The sequence below is a fragment of the Thalassolituus hydrocarboniclasticus genome, from assembly GCF_025345565.1.
Lineage (GTDB): Bacteria > Pseudomonadota > Gammaproteobacteria > Pseudomonadales > Oceanobacteraceae > Venatoribacter > Venatoribacter hydrocarboniclasticus.
Map to the genome: position 1 here is coordinate 1865966 of NZ_CP054475.1, position 26152 is coordinate 1892117.

Annotated in this window: 26 protein-coding genes and 1 other RNA gene; 17 read left to right on the plus strand and 10 right to left on the minus strand. The window is 54.6% G+C overall.

The genetic code is table 11. The features are described from left to right. The first annotated feature begins 51 nt into the window (after positions 1–51). Entirely contained in the window at positions 52–465 is a 414-nt protein-coding gene (locus HUF19_RS08100) for a hypothetical protein (protein WP_260999307.1), read from the plus strand. Positions 466–720: 255 nt separating this feature from the next. Here the strand turns inward: HUF19_RS08100 and HUF19_RS08105 are convergent, their stop codons facing one another. The 5 genes from HUF19_RS08105 to HUF19_RS08125 all read right to left on the minus strand — a co-directional run bounded on the left by HUF19_RS08105 (position 721) and on the right by HUF19_RS08125 (position 5982). After that, positions 721–894, minus strand: coding sequence for a DUF1289 domain-containing protein (locus HUF19_RS08105; protein ID WP_366516553.1), 174 nt, complete (start codon positions 892–894; stop codon positions 721–723). 67 nt (positions 895–961) lie between these two features. Then, on the minus strand, positions 962–2254 hold the full coding sequence (locus HUF19_RS08110) for a GGDEF domain-containing protein (protein WP_260999309.1): 1293 nt from the start codon (positions 2252–2254) through the stop codon (positions 962–964). 94 nt (positions 2255–2348) lie between these two features. Beyond that, positions 2349–3644: a BaiN/RdsA family NAD(P)/FAD-dependent oxidoreductase gene (locus tag HUF19_RS08115; RefSeq protein ID WP_260999310.1), complete on the minus strand. Its 1296-nt coding sequence runs from the start codon at positions 3642–3644 to the stop codon at positions 2349–2351. An 85-nt stretch (positions 3645–3729) separates the two neighbouring features. Beyond that, positions 3730–4548 (minus strand): monofunctional biosynthetic peptidoglycan transglycosylase, encoded by an 819-nt coding sequence (gene mtgA, locus HUF19_RS08120; protein ID WP_260999311.1) that lies wholly within the window; start codon positions 4546–4548, stop codon positions 3730–3732. Between the two features lie 54 nt (positions 4549–4602). Then, positions 4603–5982 carry an MATE family efflux transporter gene (locus tag HUF19_RS08125; protein ID WP_260999312.1) on the minus strand — a complete coding sequence of 460 codons (1380 nt, stop codon included), beginning with the start codon at positions 5980–5982 and terminating at the stop codon, positions 4603–4605. 166 nt (positions 5983–6148) lie between these two features. Here HUF19_RS08125 and HUF19_RS08130 point away from each other — a divergent pair, with 166 nt between their 5' ends. From HUF19_RS08130 to HUF19_RS08140, 3 genes are all read left to right on the plus strand, one after another. After that, entirely contained in the window at positions 6149–6703 is a 555-nt protein-coding gene (locus tag HUF19_RS08130) for an elongation factor P hydroxylase (RefSeq protein ID WP_260999313.1), read from the plus strand. Positions 6704–6987: 284 nt separating this feature from the next. After that, positions 6988–8175 carry an ATP-dependent RNA helicase RhlB gene (rhlB, locus tag HUF19_RS08135; RefSeq protein WP_260999482.1) on the plus strand — a complete coding sequence of 396 codons (1188 nt, stop codon included), beginning with the start codon at positions 6988–6990 and terminating at the stop codon, positions 8173–8175. A 69-nt stretch (positions 8176–8244) separates the two neighbouring features. After that, a complete protein-coding gene (locus tag HUF19_RS08140; protein ID WP_260999314.1) occupies positions 8245–8820 on the plus strand; it encodes a hypothetical protein in 576 nt (191 codons plus the stop codon). On the opposite strand, the gene HUF19_RS08145 is transcribed toward HUF19_RS08140, so the two are convergent. The 3 genes from HUF19_RS08145 to HUF19_RS08155 form a co-directional block, all read right to left on the minus strand. Then, positions 8738–9595 (minus strand): alpha/beta fold hydrolase, encoded by an 858-nt coding sequence (locus tag HUF19_RS08145; RefSeq protein ID WP_260999315.1) that lies wholly within the window; start codon positions 9593–9595, stop codon positions 8738–8740. The two genes, HUF19_RS08140 and HUF19_RS08145, sit on opposite strands and share 83 nt — an antisense overlap. A 17-nt stretch (positions 9596–9612) precedes the next feature. Continuing rightward, complete coding sequence (locus HUF19_RS08150; protein ID WP_260999316.1) at positions 9613–10320, minus strand: TorF family putative porin; 708 nt, start codon at positions 10318–10320, stop codon at positions 9613–9615. Between the two features lie 145 nt (positions 10321–10465). After that, the gene (locus HUF19_RS08155) at positions 10466–11560 is read right to left on the minus strand and encodes a DUF2817 domain-containing protein (RefSeq protein ID WP_260999317.1); all 1095 of its coding nucleotides are present in this window, start codon (positions 11558–11560) and stop codon (positions 10466–10468) included. A 29-nt stretch (positions 11561–11589) separates the two neighbouring features. On the opposite strand from HUF19_RS08155, the gene HUF19_RS08160 reads away from it, so the two are divergent. The 4 genes from HUF19_RS08160 to HUF19_RS08175 all read left to right on the plus strand — a co-directional run bounded on the left by HUF19_RS08160 (position 11590) and on the right by HUF19_RS08175 (position 15346). Next, on the plus strand, positions 11590–13422 hold the full coding sequence (locus HUF19_RS08160; RefSeq protein WP_260999318.1) for an ABCB family ABC transporter ATP-binding protein/permease: 1833 nt from the start codon (positions 11590–11592) through the stop codon (positions 13420–13422). Then, positions 13422–14189, plus strand: coding sequence for a flap endonuclease Xni (xni, locus tag HUF19_RS08165; protein WP_260999319.1), 768 nt, complete (start codon positions 13422–13424; stop codon positions 14187–14189). The genes HUF19_RS08160 and xni overlap by 1 nt, the downstream gene beginning before the upstream one ends. Positions 14190–14315: 126 nt before the next feature. Continuing rightward, on the plus strand, positions 14316–14732 hold the full coding sequence (locus HUF19_RS08170) for an acyl-CoA thioesterase (protein ID WP_260999320.1): 417 nt from the start codon (positions 14316–14318) through the stop codon (positions 14730–14732). Continuing rightward, a complete protein-coding gene (locus HUF19_RS08175; protein WP_260999321.1) occupies positions 14729–15346 on the plus strand; it encodes a MiaE family protein in 618 nt (205 codons plus the stop codon). Before HUF19_RS08170 ends, HUF19_RS08175 begins: the two co-directional genes overlap by 4 nt. Here the strand turns inward: HUF19_RS08175 and HUF19_RS08180 are convergent, their stop codons facing one another. Continuing rightward, positions 15347–15529 carry a gas vesicle protein GvpG gene (locus tag HUF19_RS08180; RefSeq protein ID WP_260999322.1) on the minus strand — a complete coding sequence of 61 codons (183 nt, stop codon included), beginning with the start codon at positions 15527–15529 and terminating at the stop codon, positions 15347–15349. A gap of 256 nt (positions 15530–15785) precedes the next feature. On the opposite strand from HUF19_RS08180, the gene HUF19_RS08185 reads away from it, so the two are divergent. The 5 genes from HUF19_RS08185 to HUF19_RS08205 all read left to right on the plus strand — a co-directional run bounded on the left by HUF19_RS08185 (position 15786) and on the right by HUF19_RS08205 (position 20360). Continuing rightward, entirely contained in the window at positions 15786–16679 is an 894-nt protein-coding gene (locus HUF19_RS08185) for an alpha/beta fold hydrolase (protein WP_260999323.1), read from the plus strand. Between the two features lie 95 nt (positions 16680–16774). Next, positions 16775–17239, plus strand: coding sequence for a DMP19 family protein (locus HUF19_RS08190; protein ID WP_260999324.1), 465 nt, complete (start codon positions 16775–16777; stop codon positions 17237–17239). Between the two features lie 64 nt (positions 17240–17303). Beyond that, positions 17304–17666 carry a diacylglycerol kinase family protein gene (locus HUF19_RS08195; protein WP_260999325.1) on the plus strand — a complete coding sequence of 121 codons (363 nt, stop codon included), beginning with the start codon at positions 17304–17306 and terminating at the stop codon, positions 17664–17666. A gap of 91 nt (positions 17667–17757) precedes the next feature. Next, positions 17758–18318 (plus strand): chalcone isomerase family protein, encoded by a 561-nt coding sequence (locus tag HUF19_RS08200; protein ID WP_260999326.1) that lies wholly within the window; start codon positions 17758–17760, stop codon positions 18316–18318. A 383-nt stretch (positions 18319–18701) separates the two neighbouring features. Further along, a complete protein-coding gene (locus HUF19_RS08205; protein ID WP_260999327.1) occupies positions 18702–20360 on the plus strand; it encodes a hybrid sensor histidine kinase/response regulator in 1659 nt (552 codons plus the stop codon). Between the two features lie 5 nt (positions 20361–20365). Here HUF19_RS08205 and HUF19_RS08210 read toward each other — a convergent pair whose 3' ends face one another. After that, the gene (locus HUF19_RS08210) at positions 20366–22756 is read right to left on the minus strand and encodes a Lon protease family protein (RefSeq protein WP_260999328.1); all 2391 of its coding nucleotides are present in this window, start codon (positions 22754–22756) and stop codon (positions 20366–20368) included. 129 nt (positions 22757–22885) lie between these two features. Here HUF19_RS08210 and ybfE point away from each other — a divergent pair, with 129 nt between their 5' ends. The 4 genes from ybfE to dnaX all read left to right on the plus strand — a co-directional run bounded on the left by ybfE (position 22886) and on the right by dnaX (position 26145). Then, positions 22886–23155: a LexA regulated protein gene (gene ybfE / locus HUF19_RS08215; protein ID WP_260999329.1), complete on the plus strand. Its 270-nt coding sequence runs from the start codon at positions 22886–22888 to the stop codon at positions 23153–23155. Positions 23156–23441: 286 nt separating this feature from the next. Beyond that, complete coding sequence (locus HUF19_RS08220; RefSeq protein ID WP_260999330.1) at positions 23442–23837, plus strand: hypothetical protein; 396 nt, start codon at positions 23442–23444, stop codon at positions 23835–23837. 83 nt (positions 23838–23920) lie between these two features. Beyond that, positions 23921–24017: signal recognition particle sRNA small type (ffs, locus tag HUF19_RS08225), an RNA gene on the plus strand. A gap of 82 nt (positions 24018–24099) precedes the next feature. Continuing rightward, complete coding sequence (dnaX, locus tag HUF19_RS08230) at positions 24100–26145, plus strand: DNA polymerase III subunit gamma/tau (protein WP_260999331.1); 2046 nt, start codon at positions 24100–24102, stop codon at positions 26143–26145. The last annotated feature ends 7 nt before the right edge of the window (positions 26146–26152 follow it).

The following is a 26152-nucleotide window of genomic DNA, read 5'->3' on the forward strand; positions in this document are numbered from 1 at the left end:
CTTATCCCCTTGCCGGCGGGGCTTTATACCTGACCGCCATGGATGGCGGAAATGCATGTTTTGCAGGAGCAAAAACAGGCCCAGCTTCGCGCTTTCTGGGCCGTCACCCTTGAAACCTTGATATTTACTGGCCGCGTGCCTCATCGGCCATCCATGGCCGGAGCCACTTGTCCGCATCCCTGCGGACAGACCAGACATATCTGCGGTTTCTGCGGCGGCCCCAGAGGCGCAGAACACCGTCACCGCGATGCCGTTTTTCAGATCAAACGCATTTTTGAAATATCATGTCTCAAACACGGTTTCCTCTGGAATACGGCTGAGCGGATTGCTCAAACCGGCGATCGTGCGGCGCCAGACAACCAGATGATTCTGTGGCCTTCAGAGCAAAACCCGGCCCGGGAACGATACAAATTGTTGGTACTTAAAAGAGTCGTTCCGGGGCGAATTGTTTTGCGTGCCACATAATCATTGCAGTTGGCTGGATGAAGCCGGACGCGCCGAAAAGAGAGGATCGGAAGGAGATACTTCTCCTTGCAGGGGGGCCAGGGGCTTGCCCCGGAAAGGCGTTTCAGATTGAAAAACAGTCGTCGATTAATGCTGCAATTTGGAGTGACGCGATGTCACTCCAAGCTGTGGGACAGCAGTGGCCATGCGAAAATGCCAGTGGAATAATCAGAGGGTGCTTTTCCTTTATGCCTCTTTTCTCGGTTTAATGTCTTTTTATTTTACTGATTTCTGTTTCCGTTCTGCGCAATTGCGCAGAATTTTCTGTTTTTCCTCAGCGCTGGAGGCCTGCCAGATCAGTATTTCACTCAGTGATCGGTAACAGCCCATACAAATGTCCTGATCATTAAGGCAACAGTTGCGTGTGCAGGGTGAAGCGCTCTCTTGCATAAATCCTCCCTGTGCCTGTTGGAGCCTGTTTAATTAGTGTTATCAGATCCTGGCTTGATTCCTGTCATTACTCATCGGCGGAGGCCAACCGGACACCGTTTTTACCAGCGTTCTTAACCTGATACATGGCTTTGTCGGCCTTATTAATCAGTGTTTTCAGATCCTGACCGTGCTGCGGATAAAGGGCGATACCCACGCTGGCGCCGATTGTAATATTGCCTTGTTGGGTCGTTATGGGCTCTGCCAGAACGTTAATGATTTTCCCGGCAAAGAGGATGGCATCGTCGGCACTTTTTATATCAAGTTGCAGGGCGACAAATTCATCACCGCCAAAACGGGCAAGCAGATCGGAAGCACGCAGATTATCCTTCAGACGCTGTGCCACATTTTTCAGCACCTGATCGCCGGTTTCGTGGCCATAGCTGTCGTTGACGTTTTTAAAACCGTCGAGGTCGATGAACATAACGGCCAGTTTTTCTTTCATCCGCAGCGCATGAGTCAGCTGCGCGCTGGCCATATCCTGAAATAAATGTAAGGTCGGTAATCCGGTCAGTGCTTCGTAGTAGGCCATCTGTTGCAGTTTTTCCTGCGCGTCACGGGCATCCTGCAGGGCTTTATGCAGTGAGGTAACATCGTATTCCGACATCAGAATCAGAAAGTCACCACTCAGCGGATGGCGGGTAATGCGGATGTCCAGCGTATGGTCGCGCAGCCCGGCAGAGGTTTGCATGCGGTGCGTCCAGCGGCCTCCCTGTTCGGCGATGGCTTTTTCCAGACAGCGGGCGCCTTCTGCCGGGTCGGCAAAACGTGCGGAAAATTCCGTAATACCATCCGTCAGTGCCGCAGTATTAATCTGTTTATAGGCTTCAGTGGCCGCCGGATTTTCGATCACCATGGCGCCGTCAAAGGTGAAGCTGGTGACCAGCACATTGGTGTAACGCATGGCTTCGACCAGCAAAAGATTTTCCGGTGTTTCGCCCAGATTCACTTCTTCGTTGATGTAGGCAATGATGCCCCGATGTTTTTGCGGGCCGAGCAACACGGCGCGGTGCATCATATGCAGGGTTTTTGGCTTGCCGTTAGGGTAGGTGGTCCAGGGATCGATGGTCAGCCCCTGGCGGGCCGCCAGTTCGAAGGTCTGTGCGGTGCGGTCTTTGGCCCCCTGGGTGTCACCGGACAGATCTTTATTAATCAGGTCATCGACGGTCTTCAGGCCCCAGAAATCAATGGCCGCCTGATTGCCCCACCACCAGCCGTGACGGTCGAGATCAAAAATCCAGACAACATTAGGGATCAGCTCATACAGGCGCAGTTCGTCGCGACTCTGAATATGCACCAGATGGCTGTAGCTGTTTTCCATTCAACGGGTCCTGTGTTGTTTTGCTTATGCTCTTTTATCTTCAAACTTTAGCATTGGTTATCGCGGCCTGAAGACCCGGCGCTGTCTTTCTGCATTATTCGTTGCGGTTGTTGCCATTCAGCCAGCTGCAGACACCGTCACCGGCGTGTTTACCGCTGGCAAAACAGGCCGTTAATAAATAGCCGCCGGTCGGTGCTTCCCAGTCGAGCATTTCCCCGGCAACAAAGACACCGGGCAGGGCTTTCAGCATTAAATGCTCATTCACGGATGTCTGGGTAATGCCGCCAGCGCTGCTGATGGCTTCGGCGATTGGCCGTGTGGCGGTTGGGCAGGGCAACGGCATGGATTTTAACGCGCCGGCGACGGCCTGATGATCGTGCAGATCAAGCTCCGGGCAGCACTCTTTCAGTAGTGCATTGGTGATTGCCGGCAGATTCAGTTTTTTACGCAGCACGTTGGCGAAGCTCATGCCTTTACGTGGTTGTTGCAGCTTGCTGAGGATCTGTTCATAGCTGTTCTGTGGCAGCCAGTCGAGCCAGAGTTGCGCGGGCTGATTGGCATGCTTCTCTGCTTGCTTGCTCAGCATCAGGTCGCGCAGCGGGGCGCTCAGGGCATACACGAGACTGCCTTCGATACCGTACTGACTGACGATAAATTCGCCTTTACGGCACCATGGCTGGCCATGGATATCGGTCAGCGACAGGGCAATATTTTTCAGCGGCGTACCGGCAAAACGCTCACGGATATACTCGCTCCAGGGCAATTCGAAACCACAGTTGCTGGGCAATAATGGCGCGACATCAACGCCTTGCTGTGTCAGCAGATTACACCACTGACCGTCGGAGCCAAGACGCGGCCAGCTGGCGCCGCCTAAGGCCAGAACCACAGCATCGAACTGCTCGCGCTTGTCGCCGTCAGGCGTGCTGAAACACCAGATTTGTTTGCCGTTTTCCATTTGCCAGCCCTGCCAGCGATGACGCGGATGAATACTGACGCCCTGGCTGCGCAGACGGTGCAGCCAGGCGCGCAACAGCGGAGCGGCTTTCATATCTTTGGGAAACACGCGGTTGGAGGTGCCGATAAAGGTTTCAATACCCAGCTCATGAATCCAGCTGCGCAGATTATCCGGAGTGAAACCATCCAGCATCGGTCGCAGCCAGTGGCTGGCGTTGCCATAACGCTTGACAAAATCCGCGTAATCTTCGGCGTGGGTAATGTTCATACCGCCAACACCGGCGAGCAGAAATTTGCGCGCCACACTCGGCATAGCATCAAACACCTCAACGGCCAGACCCTGGCGGGCTATGCGTTCGGCGGCCATCAGACCGGCGGGGCCTGCACCAATAACAGCAATGCGCGGTGAGGCAGAAGAGGAAATGTTGATGCTCATGATTGTCCGGACTGTTTGGGCGGGCAGAAAAACCGGCAGTTTATCACGTCTTTATCCGTGTGGCGGATTGCTGCCTGAGTCTGAATCAGCTGTCCGGTAAGCCGGAATAGCGCCAGCGGCTGAATGCTTCATATTGCTCGCTGCTGATGTAATCCTTAAAGCGCATATCGCGCAGAATACGCTGCATTTTTTTACGCAGGCTTGGAGACCAGTTGCCGTTCTGCACCAGTGTGTAGTGATAGCGCCGTGGCGATGGCAGCAGCAGGGCCAGAAAAGCGCCTTCGGCAGCGTTAAGCCCGGCGGCGGGTTTGCGGAAATAGTAATGGCTGGCGGCAGCGATGCCATACAGATTAGGGCCGAATTCGGCCATATTCAGGTACAGCTCCAGAATCTGGTTTTTGCTCAGCGCCTGTTCCAGATGGCGGGTAGCAACCAACTCCTGAAATTTGCGCGTCAGGGTTTTCTGATTGTCGAAAAACAGGTTTTTAGTGGTCTGCTGGCTGATGGTGCTGGCGCCGTATTTCCATTCGCGCTGTTTGATGTTCTCGCCCAGAGCGGCGAGCAGGGCGTCATAATCGATGCCCTGGTGACTGAAAAAATCGGCATCCTCGCTCAGTACCACGGCATACACCAGATTGCGGCTGATGGCATCCAGTGGCAGCCATTGCGGGCTAATGACATCAATGCCGCTGGCCTGATCCAGACGTTGTTCTGTGCGCTTGATGGCCTGCTGTTGCAGGCTGTTCATAGTCAGCTGCGCAGCGTCCGGTACATCCTGCAGCAGCCAATTAAGCCAGGCGACAGCCGATAACAGCAACAGCCAGAACAGCGCTCCGGTCAGCAACAATAACCGGGTAAGCCAGCGGCGCGGATAGTTAAGCCAGTGAGTCAGCGGATACGGCAACCTGAATGCTCCTGTGGTCGGATGTCAGGGGTCATCGCCGTAACCGCGGCGCCTTCAGGCGCCGTTCGTCTGGGTTGCAGATGAAACCTCAGGACGGGTGTCGGGACGATGACTGACCCTGTACAAACGATAGCCCAATGCGACGGCGGCAGCGCTTAATCCGACCACCAGACCGGTCCAGAAACCTTCGGCTCCCATGCTCATCCGCTCACCGAAGGCCAGCCAGTAACCAAGGCCAAGGCCGATCAGCCAGTACGCAACAAAGGTAATCAGCATCACGGCGACGGTATCTTTATACCCGCGCAGAGCACCGGCTGCTGCGACCTGGATCGCATCCGACAACTGGAACACCGCGGCAAACAACAGCAGGCCAGCGGCGGTAGAGACTACGGCCGGGTCTGGCGAGTAGAGGCGGGCGATACTGGCGGCAAACAGCACCATCACGCTGGCGTTAAACATCGAAATTCCAAGGTTCAGACCGATGCCAATCCAGGCGGTGCGCCGTGCCAGAACATACTGGCCGGAGCCCAGCCAGTGGCCCACGCGTACGGTTAAGGCCATGCCCAGGCTGAGCGGAATCATAAAGGTCAGCGACGACAGGTTCAGCGCCACCTGATGGCCGGCAACAATGGTCGGGCCCAGTTCGGTCAGGAACAGGGCGATCACGGAGAACAGGCTGACTTCAAAGAAAATCGCTACGCCAATGGGGACGCCAATCTGCAGCATTTCTTTTACCTGAGCCTTCACCGGGCGCAGCACATGGCGCCACAGAGGGTATTCTGCCGGTAAGCGCTTTTTACGGGTGTTGCGTGCCATGGCGATGGCCATACCGGCAAAGATCAGGCTGGAACCGATACCACAGCCAACGCCACCCAGTTCCGGCATGCCAAACAGGCCGTAAACAAAAATGGCATTAACCGGTACGTTCATCAGCAAGCCGGTCAGCATGATGCGGGTGACCTGCCCCGGCTCGTTCAGTGCTTCGGCGTAAAAACGGTAGGCCAGAAAAACGCCTGCGCCGGGCATACCAAAGGCAATCGCCAGAGTGTATTCCGCGGCAATACGCGCAGTAACCGGATCATCCACCAGCCGCGGCAGGGCGGAAGCGCCGGCTCCGAGCAGCAGGCCCGCCAGACTGCCCAGTACAATTCCCACCCACAGTGCCGCGGCCAGCAGGTTGGGCAGTTCGTCGTTACGGCGGGCGGCGTTCAGGCCGGAAGCCAGTGGCGACAATGCCACCAGTACACCGGCGAGAAACAGCCAGGTGGGCAGCCACAGGCTGGTGCCAATGGCGACGGCGGCCAGATCGCGGGTGCTGACATAGCCGGACATCAGGGTGTCAACGGTGCCCATGCCGATCTGCGCCAGCTGGGTCGCCAGAATAGGAAAAGTCAGTTTAAGCAGGGCTCTTATTTCTTGAGCTTTGAACGTCATGCCGGTAGTGTCCGTGCGCAGCTCAGGGTTCTGAGCAGGCAATAGGGTCGCAGGGGACAACAGCGCTGGCTGCGAATACAAAAATGCACTGTTGAGAAGCTGCGCATTTTGCCCTGAAAGCGCGATGCAGACCAGTGTTGTTCTGTGAATACATTGTTATTGGTTTATGACGATTCCACTCGATATCAACGATCTGATGCGGCTGTTTAACGGTCTGTTTCAGGAGACAGAAAATACCCTGCTGGTTGCCGGTGGCGACGAACCGGTCTATCTGCCGGCCGATGACCAGCATGCGCAGCACCGGCTGATCTTTGCCCATGGTTTTTATGAGTCCGCCCTGCATGAAATCAGCCACTGGTGTATCGCCGGGCCGGAGCGGCGCAAACAGGTCGATTTTGGCTATTGGTATGAACCGGATGGCCGCAGCGCACAGCAGCAGCGCGCCTTCGAACAGGTGGAGGTAAAACCTCAGGCGGTGGAGTGGATTCTGTCGGAGGCCTGTGGCCGGCGCTTTTATGTCAGCACCGACAACCTGAATGGTGATCCTGCCGCGGTCGAAGCGGGGCTGGCGCGTTTTCGCCAGGCCGTCTGGGTCCAGGCCTGCCATTACCTGGAGCATGGCCTGCCACCACGGGCAGAAGTATTAAAAAAGGCGCTGTTAGATTATTATCAGCGCCAGTCACTATTTGGTGTGCACTTGTTTGCACCGGAACGAATTTAGAAGCGGAGTAGCTTTTGTTAAAGAAATTTTTGCAGGCCGTAACCGGTAAGAAACAACCGGCCGGAAAACAGGGATCGGGCAGTAAGCCCGCAACGCAGGGCCGGGGGGCGAAAAAGCCCGCGGACCTCAGCGCAAAAGACAATAAAAACGCCAAGCGTGGCGGTAAAAAAAGCAATCAGCCAGCCAAAGATACTCATCAGCCGGCCCATCAGCCCCATCATGCTGGTCAGGCGGACAATAAAAAGTCCCAGAAGCGCGGCAAACAGGATCAGCAGCGCCCGGCCATTGATGATACGCCATGGTCTATTGATGACTTCAAAGTAGAAGCTGATCCGGCTAAAACCCGTTTCCACGATCTGGATCTGCCGGATTCTGTGATGCGCGGCATTCATGCGCTGGGCTTCCAGTACTGCACCCCGATTCAGGCAGAAAGTCTGCCAGCAGCACTGCGTGGCCGCGATACCATTGGTCAGGCGCAGACCGGTACCGGTAAATCGGCGGCGTTTCTGCTCACCATTCTCAACCGTTTGCTCACCGTTAAGCCGGAAGAGCGTTTTGCCAGCGAACCCCGTGCCCTGGTGATCGCGCCGACCCGTGAACTGGTAATGCAGATCGGTAAAGACGCAGAAGGTCTGGCGAAGTACACCGGACTGAACGTTGTTACCATCGTTGGTGGTATGGACTACGAGAAGCAACGCGCACAGCTGCGCAATCATGTGGTCGATGTTCTGGTGGCCACGCCGGGTCGTCTGATTGACTTTATGCGCAGTCAGGATGTGTTCCTCGACCAGGTCGAAGTGCTGGTGCTGGATGAAGCCGACCGTATGCTGGATATGGGCTTTATTCCGGATGTGCGCCGTATTGTGCGCGCTACGCCAACCAAAGATCAGCGTCAGACGCTGCTGTACTCCGCCACCTTCAACTACGATGTACGCATCCTGATCGATCAGTGGACCACCGACCCGCTGGAAGTGGTGATCGAGCCTGAACAGGTCGCGACCGACCGGGTGGAACAACGCTGCTATCTGGTTGCTGAGAGCGACAAATACAAACAACTGGAACGGGTTCTGGCCGACGAAAAACCGGAGCGTTGTATTATCTTCGCCAATCGTCGTGACCTGACCCGTAACCTGTGTGACAAACTCAACAAAAACGGCCATGTGGCGGTGCTGTTGTCGGGTGAAGTGGCGCAGGAAAAGCGTATCCGCACGCTGGAACGTTTCCGTTCCGGTCACGTCCGCATTCTGGTGGCAACGGACGTTGCTGGCCGCGGTATTCACGTTGACGGCGTCAGCCATGTGATCAACTACACCCTGCCGGAAGATCCGGAAGACTACGTACACCGTATCGGTCGTACCGGGCGTGCCGGGGCAAAAGGGGTGTCGGTCAGCTTTATTTCCGAAGACGATGCGTTCGTACTGCCGGATCTGGAGAAATATCTGGGTACCAAGCTGGAACTGACTCAGCCCTGAGGCTGCAAGGCCCTGCCGCCGGATGCGGCAGGGTGAGTGAAACCGTTACTGAACAGGAGTTGCTGACGGATGCCATCGCCGTTTACCCACTTGTTCCGCCTTATCCGCAGCTGTTCTTTCTGCCTGTTGCAGAGTGGAATACTGCTTCTGCCTTTGTTAAACGTGTTGTCTGTACAGGCCGCCGATTCGTCTGCTGCCGTAATGCCGCAGGCCGGCAAGCACGCGGATGCTGCTCAGGTCTCGCCGGAGTGGGTCGAGCGTTATCTCTATACCCGCAACTCGGCCTTACTCGACGACAGTTTTAACGACCATGTAATGTCGTTCTATTTTTTCGGCCGCGTCGGTGAGCGTACCCTGATTGGACTCGAGCGGGTACGTGGTGATGATTACGAGCAGTTTTTCAGTTTGCTGGTATTCGAAGGAGAGGAGTTGCTGGGCTATTACCGCAACGTACTGAGTTTTCCATCCGGTGTTGCCGATAACGGCGATGTGCAGTTTCCACGTGGGGTAAATGCTCATCTGCAGGGTAATGAGCTGGAGCTGAGTATTTCGGCGTCAGAATTTACAGGCTTGTGTCAGCGTTTGCGGGGGGCTCAGGCTGAGCAGGACCTGTGTGTGCCCTGGACTTCTGTTCGTTCGCAATAATTTTCTGAATCAGCCAGTCCGGATCATCCATCGGCAGGTCGTGCCCCGCTCTGGGATGACTGAGCAGGTTTTTCTGCCAGTGTTCGGCAATGCGGCGGGTGCAGGCTGCATCCACCAGACGGTCGGCCAGACTGTTATAGAAAAACGTTTCTTCCAGCGGCGCCTGTTTGGGACCACGGAAATGGCTGGCGGCCAGTAACTGGGCCAGGCCGTTGCGTAATGACAGCGGATGGGCGGCAGCATAATCACACCAGAGCGGCAGCAGGCATTCGCTGTCTTTCATATTCAGCGTCCACCGCAGAATGGCGGCTTCAAGCTTATCTGAACTGCGTAACCCGCGCAGAAATCCTAATAATGGCCGGATTTTCATCCGCTGCCAGGGCGTCGAAAAATTACTGAAGCTGGTATTGATCAGATGCAGGCGGGCGACTTCCTGCGGATAGCAGCGTGCCCATTCGCTGGCGATCATAGCGCCCATCGAAATGGCGACAAGAACCCGCGGGCGGTTGTCATCCGGGCTGAGTTTCTGCACCTGGTGGCGGATATCAAGCATCATATTATGAATGCTGAAAGGGGTTTTATCGCGGAAGCGCTCGCCATTACCAGCCAGCTCCGGCAGCAGTAATGCCGATGGTGCCAGTTGCTGCTGTTGTAATTGGCTGAGCAACTGGTCGGGAAAGGCACCCCAGTGAAAGCGGCTGCGGATCAGGCCGCGGATCAGTACCCATTCGGGCTGGTTGTGGTGTTGATTGTTCTGCTGAGCATCCATGCGCATATCAGATATGTCCGCCGTTACCAGAGATCGAAGTAGCGGTGTACGCTGAACTGCAGTGTGGTGCCGGCATCATAAGCGGCACTGAGGTTGGTGCGGTCGATACTCAGGCGGTAATCGTAGGGACCGTAGCTGCGTTCAACGCCAACGCGCAGTTGCCAGTAATCGTCTTTACTGCCGCCAAAGTTGAAATCGTCATCGATTTCCAGATAACGGTGCTGGGCAGTAAAAAACTCAATCGAAAAGCTGTCAGTCTGAATGGTGTAACCAAGCTCCAGACTGCGTTTGGCAAATCCTGAATCCAGATAAGAATCGCTGTGACGCCAGCCCAGAGTCAGGGCATCGTCGACCAGCAGGCGCAGGGTACCTTCGCTGTAAGCCTGATCCTGAATGCTGGCATCGCCGGCAAAGGTGTAACGGGTCGCGGAAATATCCATTGCAATACCATCACTCAGAGGCAGATACAGGCCAGCAAAAGCATCGTGCTCGTAGGTCGCATGATCAGCTTTACGATCCAGACCAGAAGACCACAGACCGGTGTAAAAACCACTGTCATGACGGAACGTCAGGCCGCCCTGCAGGGCCGCATTGCCACCGGTCTGACTGACACCATCACGAACGTATTCTGAGGTCAGACCCAGATTGGCGCTCAGTTCGGCATGGGCGGTGGTGGCTGCCAGCATCGTCAGAGCGGCAGAGGCAGTAAGCAGAGGGCGGAATACAGACATGTGACTAGCGCTTTCCGTTAGTGATCAGATAAAGGCCGCTATCATACGATGTTTCGGCGGCGCTGTGATGTGTTTGTCGTGTTTTTGCCGGTGCAGCACCGGCCGGGCGTCATTTCGGGCAAGTCCCCGGGCTGAAAGTTCCGTTTCAGCTGTCGGGGCCACTGCGGTTGTGCGGATACCAGCGATCACAGGCACGCTGGTACAGCTGCTGTTTATCGGCAGCGGTTGTGGGGGCCCAGGATGGCATGCTGCGTACCGCCGACATTAAAAACTCAATCAGAGTGAAATGGCGGCGTAAAATGCGCTGATGGCGGTGCGGCAGTATCGGATTAAACAGGCTGTGGTAACGGAACAGGTGACGCGGATTTTTTTTCACCCACAGCCAGGAGCCCATTTCCAGCGTCAGTGGCAGATAAAGGCCATCAGGTTGCTGTGCCATGTAGTCGTCATACAGGTAATCCCACAGATCGCCATGGGTGGTGTAACTGTGTGCCTGAGGCTCAAACAGGTACATATTATGGCTGGGGTAACTGTGTTCAAACAATTGTGTCAGGGCGCAGGCTTCCGGCAGGCCGGGCCAGGGTTCGGTGCTTTTGGCGTAGGGAAACCAGATGCGGTCTTTGTAACCGAAACCTGAGTGGCAATCGAGGGTGATGCAGTGCTTCTGGTGTTGCAGGCTGGCACGGACACTGTCGATCAGGGCCTGACTTTCCGTTTCCATCGGCTCACCTTTGCGCCCGCGATACCAGGGCAGGTGACGGCTGATGCGCTGTCCGCCGACCAGAAAGGGTGTGCTGCCAATGGCATCGACCGGCGCATTACGCATTAAATCAACGCCGTTAGGGTTGGCGCGGCTGTTATTACACATGCCGCCGGGATTCACGATCGGAATAATCACCAGCCGGATCTGAGCCAGCATTTCCAGAGCGGTAGGGTCCCAGTCAAGGCGGCGCAGCAGGGTGCGTAAAAACGATAAAATCACCTGACTGCCAATGCGTTCGATGCCGTGCACACCACCGATCAGTACCAGTGTCGGCGCCAGTGGTGTGGTGGCGCCCATTTCCAGCACATAAAACGGCAACCTGAATGAACCCTGTTGGATATGAGCAGGAACGGATACCCGCAGATGATGGCGGCCTTGCTCAATGAGTTGTTCCAGTTCGGTCAGTTCGGGCAGGGCTTTATTAATTTGGTAAATCCGTTGAATCACGTTGGCTGCATCCTTATTCTGCTCAGCCATCTTCTTTACCAGAATAGAGTAACAATTCGATGAAATCTTCCCAGTCGCTGCCCGATACTCCTCCGGACCGTTACCGCGGCTGGCACTGGGTGAAAACTCTCTGGCCGTATCTGATGGAGCATCGCTGGCGCGTTCTTGCGGCTTTGCTGTGTCTGGTGGGGGCGAAGCTGGCCAGTGTGTCGATGCCGTTTCTGCTCAAATATCAGGTCGATCACCTGAGTGCAGTCGACAAACAGGCCATTAATCCGGCGGACTGGTGGTTGTGGTTTCCGCTGGCTTTATTGCTGGCCTATGGCGCTGTGCGTTTTTTAAACGTTTTTATGGGCGAAGTGCGCGATTTATTGTTTGGCCGCGTTACTGAGCGGGCCATGCGGCGCATGGCGCTGAAGGTGTTTGAGCATCTGCATACCCTGAGTCTGGAATTTCATTTAAACCGCCAGACCGGCGCATTGCAGCGTGATATTGAGCGTGGCACCAACGGCATCAGTTTTCTGCTGCGCTTTATGATCTTCAATATTATTCCGACCTTTCTCGAGTTGTTTCTGGTAATCGGCTTGTTGCTGGCCAACTACCCGCCGGTGTTCGGCATAATTACCGCTGTAGCGGTCATGGCTTATGTGGCCTATTCGGTAAAAGTAACGGAATGGCGTACCCATTATGTGCGTGAAGCCAACCGTATGGATTCCACCACCCATGCCCGCGCCCTAGACAGTCTGCTGAATTATGAAACGGTCAAATATTTTACCGCCGAGCAGCGCGAAGCTGAGGCTTATGACAGCTCGCTGGCGCAGTGGGAGCAGGCGCGGCGTATGAACCGCTTTTCGCTGTTCAGTCTGAACAGCGGGCAGGCGCTGATTGTCAGTGTCGCGATGGGCTCAATGCTGTTATTCGCTGCTTACTACGTACTGATTGGCCGCATGACTCTGGGCGACTTTACCCTGGTGAATGCCTTTATGTTTCAGCTGTTTGTACCACTGAATTTTCTGGGTTTTGTTTATCGTGAAATCAAAGCGTCGATGGCCAATATCGAGCGTATGTTTGAGCTGCTGGATGAGCAGTCAGCGGTCAAAGATAACGGCACGGGAACCCTGCAGGTTGGTCAGGGTGAAGTGGTATTCCGTAATCTTCAGTTTGCCTACCAGCCGGAGCGGCCTATTTTACGCGGCCTGAATTTAACCCTGGATGCCGGAAAAACACTGGCGGTGGTTGGTTCCAGCGGTGCCGGTAAATCGACCCTGACCAAATTATTATTCCGTTTTTACGATGCACAGCAGGGCGAGATTCTGATTGATGGTCAGCCCATACAGTCGGTGCCGCAGCAACAATTAAGGCAGGCGCTGGGCATCGTGCCGCAGGATACGGTGCTGTTTAACGATACACTGAAAAATAACCTGCTGTACGCCCGCCCCGAGGCAACAGATGCTGAACTTGCTGAGGTGATCCGTATGGCGCATTTACAGAAACTGGAGAATGAATGCCCGGATGGTATGGATACCGTAGTGGGTGAGCGTGGACTGAAATTGTCCGGCGGTGAAAAACAGCGCATCGCCATTGCCCGTATGCTGCTTAAACGCCCGGCAATTATGGTGTTTGATGAAGCGACTTCGTCGCTCGATTCCCATACCGAACGCGGCATTATGGCTGAAATCCGCGAAGTGGCGCGTGGTCATACGGCGCTGATTATTGCTCACCGTTTATCGACGGTGGTTGATGCTGATTGTATTGCGGTGCTAGAGAATGGTCAGGTGGTCGAGCAGGGCACCCACCAGCAATTGCTGGCCGCCGGCGGTGCCTATGCCGCATTGTGGCAGGCGCAACAGCAATCGGATGCTGCTGAGCATGTGGACGCTGAGGAAAAGTAATGCACCTGTTAATTGTTGATGCAATGAACCTGATCCGCCGTATTTATGCGGCGGCGGCCGACACCGAATTACCGCTGGAGGCGACCCGCAGCCGGTGTTTAAGCGCCATTGCGCGCAATGCGGAATACGCCAAAGCCACCCATGTGGCGATGGTGTTTGAGCAGAAATGTCAGACCTGGCGCCATGAGTTGTGGCCGGATTACAAGCTGGGCCGGCCACCGATGCCGGAAGAATTACAGCGCGACCTGGCCGATATGCAGCGCTATTTTCAGCAGTCGGGCGTGTTTTGCCTTGAGCTGGCTGGTTGGGAAGGTGATGACGTGATGGCCACGCTGGCGAGCAAAGCTGCTTTTGCCGGTCTGCAGGTGACGATTCTGTCGACCGATAAAGGCTTCTGCCAGCTGGTGAATCCACGCCTGAGTGTACGCAATCATTTTGACCGCTTTACCTGGGATGAACTGATGGTTGAGCAGAAATTTGGTCTTAAACCCCAGCAGCTGGCCGATTTCTGGGCACTGACCGGCGACAGTACCAATCATTTGCCCGGCGTGGCGGGCATTGGCCCGAAAACCGCTGGTCATCTGCTGGATCAGTTCGGTTCACTGGATGTGTTGCTGGTACAGCGTGAGCAGTGTGATACCAAAGTGCGCAACGCCCTGAATGAACACTGGGCTACCGCTGTGCTTACCCGGATTCTGGCACGACTGCGAACCGATGTGCCGTTGGGGTTCAACCTGCACGATCTGCGCTGGCAAAGCGGCCGCTGAGACCTCAGATAGCGGCCGCCTGAGCTTTGCCTCAAAATGCGTTGGGCCAAAAATGTTGGAGCAAGAGCGGCTGGCACTCGGCGGCCCGATTGATTAAAATCGCCGCCTTTTCTGTGAGGACGTTGTATGTCCGTCGATATCAAAGTCCGGGGTTATCACCTCGACATCTACCACCATGTAAACAACGGCCGCTATCTGGAATTTCTGGAAGAGGGGCGTTGGGATTACTTCGATCGTCACCAGTTTATTCAGCTGTTTGAAGCGCAGAATCTGGCCTTTGTCGTGGCCAATATCAACATCAGTTACCGTCGCCCGGCGTATGCCGGCGAAACAATCCGTATCAGCACGCGGATGGAAAAAATCGGTAACAAAAGTGCGCAGATGGTGCAGGAAGTCCGCCTACTGGAAAATGGCGAAGCGATCACGCTGATTGCCGATGCGGTGGTTACTTTTTGTCTGATGGATTCGGATACTCAGAAAGCCGTGCCGATCGAGGGCAATGCCCGGACGGTGCTGGAAACCATGATTGAGGATGGTTTATGAGCGTAAAAGACGTACTGAGCGAAATTAACAGCTTTCTCGGCTGTGCAACACCGGATGCCTGGATCGATGAGGCCCTGAAAAATCAGGAAACCCTGCTGATTGATCATGCCAACTGTGAGAAAAAAGCCGCCACCACGGCGATGAACCTGCTTTACAAACACATTGATCGTGAAGACCTGCTGAAAAAAATGAGCCAGCTGGCGCGTGAAGAGCTGCTGCATTTTGAGCAGGTGGTTAACATCATGAAAGACCGTGGCATTGCTTACCGGCATGTATCCTCGTCGCGCTATGCGGCGGGTTTGCGTGAGCAGGTGCGCAAAGGCGGGATCAATGAACTGGTGGATGTGCTGATTGTCGGCGCTTTTATTGAGGCCCGTTCCTGTGAGCGTTTTGCCAAACTGGCACCGTTTCTGGATGACGTGCTGGCAAAATTTTACCGCTCACTGCTGCGCTCTGAAGGTCGTCATTATCAGGATTATCTGGCGCTTGCTGCGCAGTATGCCGACGCGCCCATTGCTGAGCGGGTGGCGGAATTCCGCGAGTTCGAGCGCGAACTGATCGAATCTCCCGACCCTGAATTCCGCTTTCACAGCGGTGTGCCTGTGGCGGCTTAATCAGCCGTCACTGCTGGCGCGGATGATTTTGCGGCAAACGTCCGCGATATGACTGTATTCTTCTTCATCTATGGCGCCGGCATCCAGATCCCGGCGCGCCTGCGATAAGCGGGCTTCCGCATCCTTGAGGTCGGTGTAACGGCGATTGGCTTCCAGTGCGTTAAGAACGGCGCGCGCGGTCATGGTCTGCTCCTTGTCTGTTCTTCCTTTACCTGAAGGCTAGGTAATAATCGGCAGGAGTGGAATCTGGCGGAAGTATTATTTTTGCCTGTGCGCTTCAATGCGGACAAATACCGGTCGATATGGCGTTTTTTGCATTGTTGCTGGCAGTTATGCCTGATGCTGACGCTTGTGCCGTGCTGATATAAAGGTTTTTTATCTCCGGTGGCAGCCGTTACTATAGGCGCCGCTGTTTTTCTCTCAGAGTTGTTACCAATTTATGTCTGTTGAATCGAATATTTTCAGTACGCTGACCCCATGGTGGGACGGACAAAGCCGTGACCTGCATGGCCTTCAGCGTGAGGGTGCCGAGGGTGCGCCGTTACTGCATTTTCTGCACGGTAACGGTTTCAGTGCGCATACGCTGGCGCCGTTGGCTGCGGCGTTACCCGGTGACTGGAATCTGCTGCTGACTGACGTGCCGGGACACGGTGGCTCGCAACAGCCTGCGCATCATATGCCGGACTGGTTACGTATGGCGCGCCGGGTGGGTGATGCTCTGGAAGTACGCAATGGTGGCCGCAAGGCTATTGGCATTGGCCACTCCATGGGTGGGGTTATGACACTGATGCTGGCAGCTGAGCGTCCACACCTGTTTGAGCGCATTGTTTTGCTGGACCCGGTGCTGTTCTCCGCCGAGATTCTGTTGTACCAGCGTCTGGCGCGCAAAACGGGTTTGTGGAAGCGCACGGCTCTGGTGAAAGCCGTGCAGGGGCGCCGTTCGGCATGGCCGGATGCCGCCAGTCTGCGTCAGGATCTGCAGCGCAAGTCTTTGTACCGTAACTGGGATGCTGAGGCCCTTGAGGGCTTTATTCTGGGCGCAACAAAAGCGACCACCGAGGGACTTGAACTGGCCTGCAATCCGGCCTGGGAAGCGGCGATTTTTGGTTCTTATCCGCGTGGTTTATGGCAGGCGGTGCATCGCGTGGCGGTACCGGTTGATATTCTGGTGGCCGCTGACAGCTATCCGTTCATTCTTAAGTCGGCGCGCAAAGCCGCCAAAGCTAACCACAATATCCGCTTTGAAATGGCGCCCGGCAGCCATTGCTTCCCGATGGAGCAGCCTGCGCAGACGGCTCAGCGGATTAAAGAGCTGTTGGCTATAAACACCTGAAATTGCTTGGCTCTTAAAACCTTTGTCAAATAAATAAGGGTAGGCTATTGTGCTTTAACCATTTGGCCTAATAAAGAGAACTACGAGTAGGATTTATGAACATGGAGATTCAGGCAGCACTTGATGTTGCCGATGAAACTGATTCATTTCTTCAGATTACCGACGTCATTTACGACAAGGAAGCTGAGTCAGGATTTGAAGCGCTGACGGATGCAGAGAAAACCGTTTTTTGTATCGACAACCTGCTAAAGGAAATGGAAAACGGTGGCTTCGTTCAGTTCATCCATCACGAAACCGGGGCATATACCGAGGAAACCCTCGAAGCACTGGAAAGGATCAAGGCAAAAGGAACCTATAGCCTGCTGGAACGCCTGATTGCCTTATTTGACGGGCAGAAAATCCCGAAAGATGAGGATGAACGGATTCAGATGTTCGATCATATCGAAAGTGAACACGCCGACGATATAGCTGAACTTGATGACCGTTTCTATGATGTGGGCGAGAACCTTGTCGGTCTGACGTTGCTGTTTGTCAGTAAAAATCTGAAAGAGTTTCGCTGAAATCAAAGCCGGTTGTTTATTGCCGGCTTTTTTATTTCCCCCTGTTCAGTGGACCCGGGCTGCTATGATCCGATGGCTTGTACGGCGGCGGCAGAGCTTTGCTTATGCTTTCTCCGGTCTGATTTATATGTTGCGCAGTCAGCCGCATGCGCAGATTCATATGCTGGCAATTCTGCTGGTTGTTATTGCCGGTATTTTAACGGGTCTGGCGCGGCTGGAATGGATTGTGCTGGTGATCTCAATGGCTCTGGTGCTGTCACTTGAAGCTATGAATACGGCACTCGAAACTCTGGCAGATGCACTCCATCCTTCCCATCATCCACTGGTTGGTAAGGCCAAAGATCTGGCCGCTGCAGCGGTACTGGTATCGGCATTGGCATCTGTTATTATCGGCACGCTGATTTTTATTCCGCACTGGCTGCCGTAATCTTCGGGTGATGCTGGCTTTTACATTTGAAGCGCGGCCTATAAAAACGTCAGTTAACTATTAATAAAAACAAGTATTAAGGAATTCTCCCATGATGCGTATCTTACTGGGCCTCACGCTGGCTCTTGGCCTGATATTGAATGCGAACGCCAGACAGATAGAAGGTGCTGAAATTGCTGAGCAGCTGACCCTTAATGGTCAGGAGTTGACTCTCAATGGTGCTGGTGTCCGTTCAAAATTCTTTCTTGATGTTTACGTTGCGGCCCTTTACCTCGGTAATAAAAGCAACGATGCTGCGGCCATTGTGGCTGCCGATGAGCCAATGGCGATCCGTCTGCATATCGTATCCGGCATGATCAACAGTAAGCGTATGTCAGAATCCACCCGTGATGGTTTTGTGCGGTCAACCGGTGGCAATCTCGCCCCGATTGAAAGTGATGTGGAAGAGCTGATTAAGGCATTCCGCGATGAGGTAAAAGAAGGCGATGTTTTTGAACTGGCGTACACGCCTGAGTCCGGTGTCACGGTTTACCGCAATGGCGAAGAGAAATCGAATGTTAAAGGGCTTAAGTTCAAGCAGGCGTTGTTTGGTATCTGGTTGTCGGAAGATCCTATTCAGAAATCACTGAAAAAAGGCATGATTAACGGCTGATGGGCAAAAATGAAAAGCGGGCTTCGGCCCGTTTTTTATTGTTCAGCCTTACGGAGCCGGATATCTCTTTGCGGTAAGGCAGGCTGAGGTTAGTCATACAGGGACAGGTTGTTCTTTTCTTTTTGATCAGCGTTGATGATCTTCTGTTATAAATCTTTTGCATGAAAGGTAAGTGTAAATTTGCCCGTGATGGCCGTGGTGAACGGTAAAATTGCGAACATAATCTGGCCATTTTTGTCTGAGTGGCAGAAAGACGGTCGTGGATATCGTCTCATGTCGTTTTCTGACTCTGGCATATTTGCCGGCAGTTGCTTAACTTTTATGTAAACCTCAAGGATGTAAACGGTTGCAGAGTTCATTCATTATTCCCGGTGGGACAGCCTGTGAGTAGCCGCGGGGACATGCCTTTGGTGGCATCCGTCGATGCTTTTTTGCCTGAGCGGATCGTTCTGCTTGTCGTGGATGATGACGAAGCAGTACTGCAGGTTACCCGTCTCATTTTGTCGCGCTTTCGCTATAAAGACCGTCCTCTGGAAATACTGGAAGCCGGCAGTGCTGCTCAGGCCCGCGAAGTTCTTGCCCTGCGTCCGGATATTGCCGTTATTTTGCTGGATGTGGTGATGGAAAGTGATGATGCCGGCTTGCGCCTGGTTGAGCACATCCGCAATCAGCTGAATAATCATCATATCCGTATCCTGCTGCGTACCGGCCAGGCCGGGTATGCCCCTGAACGTCAGGTGGTGCAGGAATACGATATTAACGATTATCTGGTTAAATCCGATGCGACCCAAAGCAGGTTATTCTTATCTCTGACAGCTGCCATTCGCAGTTATAGTGATATTTTAAGAGCGGAAGAGCTGGCTCGTCGTATCGCGGAGGCTGAGCATCAGCGTCAGCTTGCCGATCAGGCTTCATTGGCCAAAACGGATTTTCTTGCGCATATGAGCCATGAAATCCGTACCCCGTTAAATGGTGTTGCCGGTATCGTGGAGTTGTTGGCAGAAACGTCCTTGTCAGCGGAGCAGGCCGAGTTGCTGCGGGATCTGCGTTATGTCAGTTCAGCCTTGCTGGATGTTGTAAATGATGTGCTGGATGTTGCCAAAATTGAAGCCGGCAAGCTGGAGCTGAATGTTCACGACTTTCATCTGCCGGAATTGCTGGAAAAAGTCAGTGCAGTGTTTTCTGCCGCAATGCAGCAGAAAACAATTGATTTTCAGGTACAGCAATCGCCCGGTCTGCCGCAGTGGGTATCCGGAGACGCCCAGCGTATTCAGCAGGTGCTGATTAATTACCTTGGTAACGCCTATAAATTTACCCCGCCAGGGGGGCGGATCATACTGCGAATTACTTGTGCCAGTGTTTCTGGTGGTTATGAGCTCATTGCCGAAGTGGAAGATAACGGTAAGGGAATCCGTGCCGAACGCCTGGCTGATATATTTAACGCATACGAGCAGGAAAGTGCGCAGACGGCCAGTCATTATGGCGGTACCGGCCTTGGCCTGAGTCTGTCCCGCAGTCTGGCGGTGCTGATGGGAGGGAGTGTTGGCGCGGACAGTGAATACGGGCATGGCAGTCGCTTCTGGCTGAAAGTGCCGCTGCAGCCAGCTCAGTCGCAGGCGCCGCTCGCCGGTGAGGCGGATGTTCCGGCCGCTGATGCTCTGGCCGGCTGGAATATTGTGGTTGGAGAGGATGATCCGACCAGCCAGAAAGTGATCCGCCGTCTACTGGAAAAGCAGGGGGCCCGGGTTGACGTTTTTGCGGATGGGCAGGCGTTGCTTGATTCAGAAGCCTTTATGGCGGCCGATGTTGTCCTGCTGGATTACCATATGCCGCAGCTTGATGGTCCGGATACGGCACGGCGTTTACGTGAAGCCGGGTATCATAAACCGGTACTGGCGCTGACCGCCGGTATTATTGATATCGAGCGCGAACGCTGTCTGCAGGCAGGTATGGATGAGGTATTTGGCAAGCCGCTTGACCGGCAGCGCCTGATTTGCTGGTTGTTACGGTCGCGGGCAGGCGAGGCCTGCCCGCGACCTTAGTCTTTTCAGTCGTTCTGGCGTTTCTCGCCCATGCGGGCGATGGCTTCCAGGCGGGCAATGATGTCGCCATTAACGCTGCCGGCCGGGAATTCTCCTTTGCTGTTCATTTTTCCGGCTTTGCGTTTCATTAGGATTTCAATGGCCTGATCTACATGGGTAACGCAGTGAACATGGAACTTCCCTGCGGCTACCGCGCTTACCACGTCGTTATTGAGAATTAAGTTCAGACGGTTGGATGCCGGAATAATGACTCCCTGCTTTCCTGTCAGTCCGCGCGCTGCACAGAGGCGGAAGAAGCCTTCGATTTTCTCGTTGACCCCGCCGATTGCCTGAACCTCACCGTATTGGTTGACTGAGCCCGTAATGGCATAGCTCTGGTCGATGGGGGTATGAATCAGTGCTGAAATCAGACAGCACAGTTCGCCCAGAGAGGCGCTGTCGCCATCGATATAGCCATACGACTGTTCCATGGCGATATGCGCCGAAATGGCCAGCGGAAAGCGCTGGGCGTAGCGGTTGCCGAGAAAACCGCTGAGAATCATCACGCCTTTGGAGTGAATGGCCTGGCCGAGTGATACTTCGCGCTCAATATCGACCACGCCTTTACTGCCCGGATATACCGTTGCGGTAATGCGCGCCGGCGAACCGAAGCTGGTGTCGCCCAGCGACATCACGGTTAAGCCGTTGATCTTACCGATGGCTTTACCGCTGGTTTCCAGCAGTACAGTGCCGTCGAGCATCTGTTCAAATAACTTATCGTACACGCGGCTGGTGCGCTCAAATTTAGCGCTCAGGGCACGGTCGATATGGTTCGCGCAGATTAATTCGTCCTGCGCCAGCTGGCGGATAAAGTCGGCTTCTGCGAGCAGGTCAAACTGTTCACCGATACGGGCGCTGAGAACATCCTGTTGTTCAGCCAGGCGGGCGCTGTAGCGCACCATGCGGACCACGGCGCTCTGATCCAGGTCGGCGTAACCCTGTTCCTCAATGCGGCTTTTCAGCAGGCGGGCATAGGCCAGCAGATGGTCATCGTTCAGCGGCAGGTCACTGTCAAAATCGACCACGGCACGGAACAGGCTCTTAAAGTCTTCGTCGTATTCCTGCAGCAGGTAGTACACCTGGCGCGAGCCGATCAGCACCAGTTTGAAATTCAGTGGAATAACCCCGGGCAGCAGGGTGGTGGTGTTGATCAGCCCCATTTCGGAGTAGGGCGATTCCATCTTCAGCTGGCGGGATTGCAGTGCGCGTTTCAGTGCGTCCCAGACCAGAGGTTCAGATAACACCTTTTCCGCGTCCAGTATCAGGTAGCCGCCATTGGCTTTGTGCAGTGCGCCGGGGCAAATGCGCTGATAGTTGGTGACCAGTGCGCCCTGTTCATTGGCGTATTCGATACGGCCGAACAGATTGGCATAGCTCGGGTGTGGTTCATAGATGACAGGTGCGCCGCTGTTTTCCGCGTGATGGGTGGCGATGTTGGGCATCAGTGATTCTTCGAGGCTGCTGCGTTTGGCGTACTCTTCGCGCAGTTCCAGCAAGCGTTCTTCAACCAGTTCTTCCAGCACCAGTCTGGGCAGGTGTTCTTCCATTTCCTGCAGGTAAGCCAGCAGCTTTTCATGGCCTTCAAAGCGATTACGGATTGGTTCAATCAGCGGTGTGATCGCATTTTTGATGGTTTCCTGGTTCAGCTGGCGCAAGTCATTACTGCTTTCGCGTTTCCATTGTGGCAGCTCGGCCAGCTGGTCGCTGAGCATCTGCTCCAGCTCGGCAATATTGTTGTGGAAGCCTTCACGTTCTTCTTCGCTCAGTTGGGCGAATTCGGTTTCGTCCAGTGCTTTGCCGTCGCGCATAGGGGTAAAGCTGATGGCGCTGGAGTCGCGGTACACAGCAACGCCGCGCTTATGTGCTTCGCGCTCTACATGTTCAATCGCTTTGTCGTAGCGGCGGTTAAAAACGTAATCAATGGCCGATTTTTTTTGCTGATAGGTCGGATGTTCCAGTGCGGCAGGGAAGGTGGCCAGCAGCTGATCGATCAGCTCGCTGATCAGCTGCCGGAAAATTCCGGCTTCCTGCGGCAGCATTTCAACAGCCAACGGCTCGCGCGGGTTGCGGAAATTATTAACGTAGCACCAGACGCTCGGAGTGGCCTGACGTTTGGCTTCGCTCTTCAGGTAATCGCGAACGTAAGACGAGCGGCCTGTGCCGGTCTCGCCCATTACAAAAATATTGTAGCCGGGGCGTTGCATGGCAACGCCAAACTGAATGGCGTTAACGGCTCTGTCTTGTCCAAGGACGCCCTGAAAGGTTTCCAGTTCACGGGTGTCGGCAAAGGTCAGGGTGGCTGGATTGATGCTTTGTGTCAGGGCGGAAGCGTTTACCGCAGTGTGAGTTCTGGCCATTCGGGTTGTCAGTCATTGGCGGATAAAGGCGGTACAGTATTGAGAACAGAAGAGCTTGGCAAGTCAGCCGGCGTTGCAATTCTGCCGGCGCTGGTGATAATTGCGCCGCTTTGACGATTAGGGGGATGCATGTCCGTTCAGCCAGAAGACAGAACTACCATTGATATGTTTGCCCCCAGCAGGCCTGGCCGGCCGCGCAGCAATCCTTATGAGCGTTCGCAGCAATGCCGGTTTAACAAAAGAACGCAGCGTCAGCGCGACAAAGAGCGGGGGTTGCACCGGCTGGAGGTCAAGCTCAACGCGCAGGTGGTTGAGCGTCTGGATGAGGTGTGCGCTGAGCTCGATCTGGCGCGGGCGGATATTCTGGAGCTGGCGCTGAAACACTGGCTGCATCTTTAAGTGTCAGACTTAAGAGGTATTTGCGCCCGTGGCGCAGCTGGTCAATTGCATTACTGTTTCATTGTTCACTAAACTGCATTCAGAATAACGGACGTATTAACGAAAGGATGTCGTTGTGCATGGAATGCGAAGGGCTTTTATAGGCCTTATCCTGTTTTTACCCCTTGTTGCCTGTGTCGGTGGTGGTCAGGCTGTCAAACCTGTTGTTGCCGCAGATGGTGCGGCTGCAGGCAGTCTCAATCGGTCCGCGAGTGGACTGACTCTCAATCCTGTTCCTTTGTATGGCATGCCGGAGCTGTTGCTCGGGGCGGTATGGCAGTCGGGGGCTGATCCTCTGCTGCAGTTGTGTGATCAGCAGGCGCGTGAACCGGATGCGGGCAAGCCGCTGGTACTGTACCTGGATGGTGAGCATGAAATGCTCAGGCTGCAGGGTTCGGATATTAAAGATGGCCTCTATTGCAGTTACTTTTCTGCAAGCCCGGATCAGCTCAACCAGATTGCCAGTCGTCAGACCGTTATGTTGCGTATTTACTTTGCAGGGCAAACGGTTGAGCAGCGTGTATCGGGAACCATGTCGGATTATTTTTCCCGGCCGAAAATGTTCGGGCCGCAGCAACGCCTGAAGCGTTTTGTCGATGCCTTACAGGATCTGAACCTCAGCAGTGCGTTGGTTGACGGTTGAAAATCAGATAACTGCTTGATATCTCAATGAGTTTTCGTTAATGTGCCGCCACCTGATGTTCATCGGGTCGTTATGGTGGCCTCTGCTGGTCCCCTCGCAACGATACGCCGCGAACCCCGCCAGGCCCGGAAGGGAGCAACGGTAGTGGCTGACTCGTGTGCCGGGGTGTGGCTGGTAGAGGTCATCTCCAAATTCTCCTGACTTTCCCCTCCTTACAAGGTATTATGCGCCTCATTGCGTAATCTCTGGTGCTGGAAAATTCATGAGTTATCAAGTACTTGCTCGAAAGTGGCGACCACGTTTCTTTGATGAAATGGTGGGGCAGGAGCATGTGCTGAAAGCACTCATTAATGCCCTCAACGAACAGCGCCTGCATCATGCCTATCTGTTTACCGGTACCCGCGGGGTCGGTAAGACCACCATCGCCCGTATTCTTGCCAAGTGTCTTAACTGCGAGCAGGGCATCAGTGCCCGCCCGTGTGGTGAGTGCAGTGCCTGTCGTGAAATTGCCGAAGGCCGTTTTGTTGACCTGATTGAAGTCGATGCGGCGTCCCGTACCAAGGTTGAAGATACTCGTGAATTGCTGGACAACGTACAGTACGCGCCGACCCGGGGACGCTTTAAGGTCTACCTGATTGACGAAGTGCATATGCTGTCGACGCACAGTTTTAACGCGCTGCTGAAAACGCTGGAAGAGCCTCCGGCGCATGTGAAATTTTTGCTGGCCACTACCGATCCGCAGAAACTGCCGGTCACGGTGCTGTCACGCTGTCTGCAGTTCAGCCTGAAGAATATGACCCCCGAGCGTATTGTCTCTTATCTGGGCAAGGTGCTTGAGGCTGAAAAGATCGGCTACGAAGAGCCGGCATTATGGCAGCTTGGCCGTGCTGCACAGGGCAGTATGCGTGATGCACTCAGCCTGACCGATCAGGCGATTGCCTATGGTGAAGGGCTGGTCGGCGAAGCTCAGGTTAATGCCATGCTCGGCACCATGGATCGTGGCCGGTTGTTTAAAATGGCTGAAGTTATGGCCAGGGCCGATGCTGCGGAGGTGATGAATGAAGTCGCCGCCATGGCTGAGCATGGACCGGATTATGATGAAGTACTGCAGGGCTTGTTGACCATCTGGCACCGTGCTGCGTTAGGTCAGGTTGTTCCTGATGCCATTGAAAACTCTCAGGGCGATCGTGAAGCTGTACTGCAGCTGGCGCTGGCCATGCAGCCGGAAGATCTGCAGCTGTACTACCAGATCGCCCTTAGTGGTCGCGCTGACCTGGCTCTGGCACCGGACCCGCGTCAGGGCTTTGAAATGATTCTGCTGCGCATGCTGGCATTCCGCCCGGCGCCTGCGGCTCCGCTGGAGCTGGATCTGGAATCGGCGCTGCAAAAAAAAAAGCGTCTCAGCTCTGAATCTCTGAGTGGTTCCTCTCCTGTTGTAACGGCTGTTGCCTCTCCCGCTTCCCTTGTGGCTGATACGGATGAGGGGGAGCAGGGCCCGGCGGCTGTTTCTGACATTTCACCTGCATCCGACCCTTCAGTGGGTTCTGTGCTGGCCGATGATGAAGATCACCCGGCCGACATCGCCGGCAGCGCAGTGGTTAATGAGTCTGCTGATGCAGGCACTGCGGAAGTGGTTGCAGAACCTTCCGGCCATGAGTCACAGCAGTCCGCCTTGTTGCATCAATCGGTAACGGCTGGGCCGGAAGATACTGCTGCGGTAAAACCATCAGCTTTAACGGATGTTCCATCCTCTGCCAATGATTCAACCCCAGGTCTGGCAACCATGATGGATGATGATGGCCCGCAGATTATGCAGGTTGTTGTGGGGCAGGACGAGAACCGCGGGCCGCTGATCAGTGAAAGCCGCCACGCCGCTGAGCAGGATCTGGCGGTCGGGACACCTTCTGCTGCAGAGGATGATGCCGCGCCAACACCATACACCTGGTGGCAATGGGTGAATAAACTGAAGCTGGCCGGGCTGCCGATGGCCATTGCCCGTAACAGCGCACTGGTTCAGGTTGATGGTGATCGTTATATCTTTGATGTTGACCCGGTTCAGGGCGCATTATTTAACGATGGTCAGCGCCTGCGTATTCAGGAAGCCATGCGTGAATGGCTGCCACAGGCGGTGGTCGAAATGGCATTGCGGCTGCCGCGGGGAGAAACACCGGAACAGCGCCGCCAGCGTGAAGCGGCTGAAGCTCATTATGGGGCGAAACAAGCGATTGAAGCCGACCCGTTAGTGCAGCGGGTTCTGGCAGAATTTGGCGGATTTGTCATCGACGACACAATCCGTCCGGTAAGTTAAATACAGA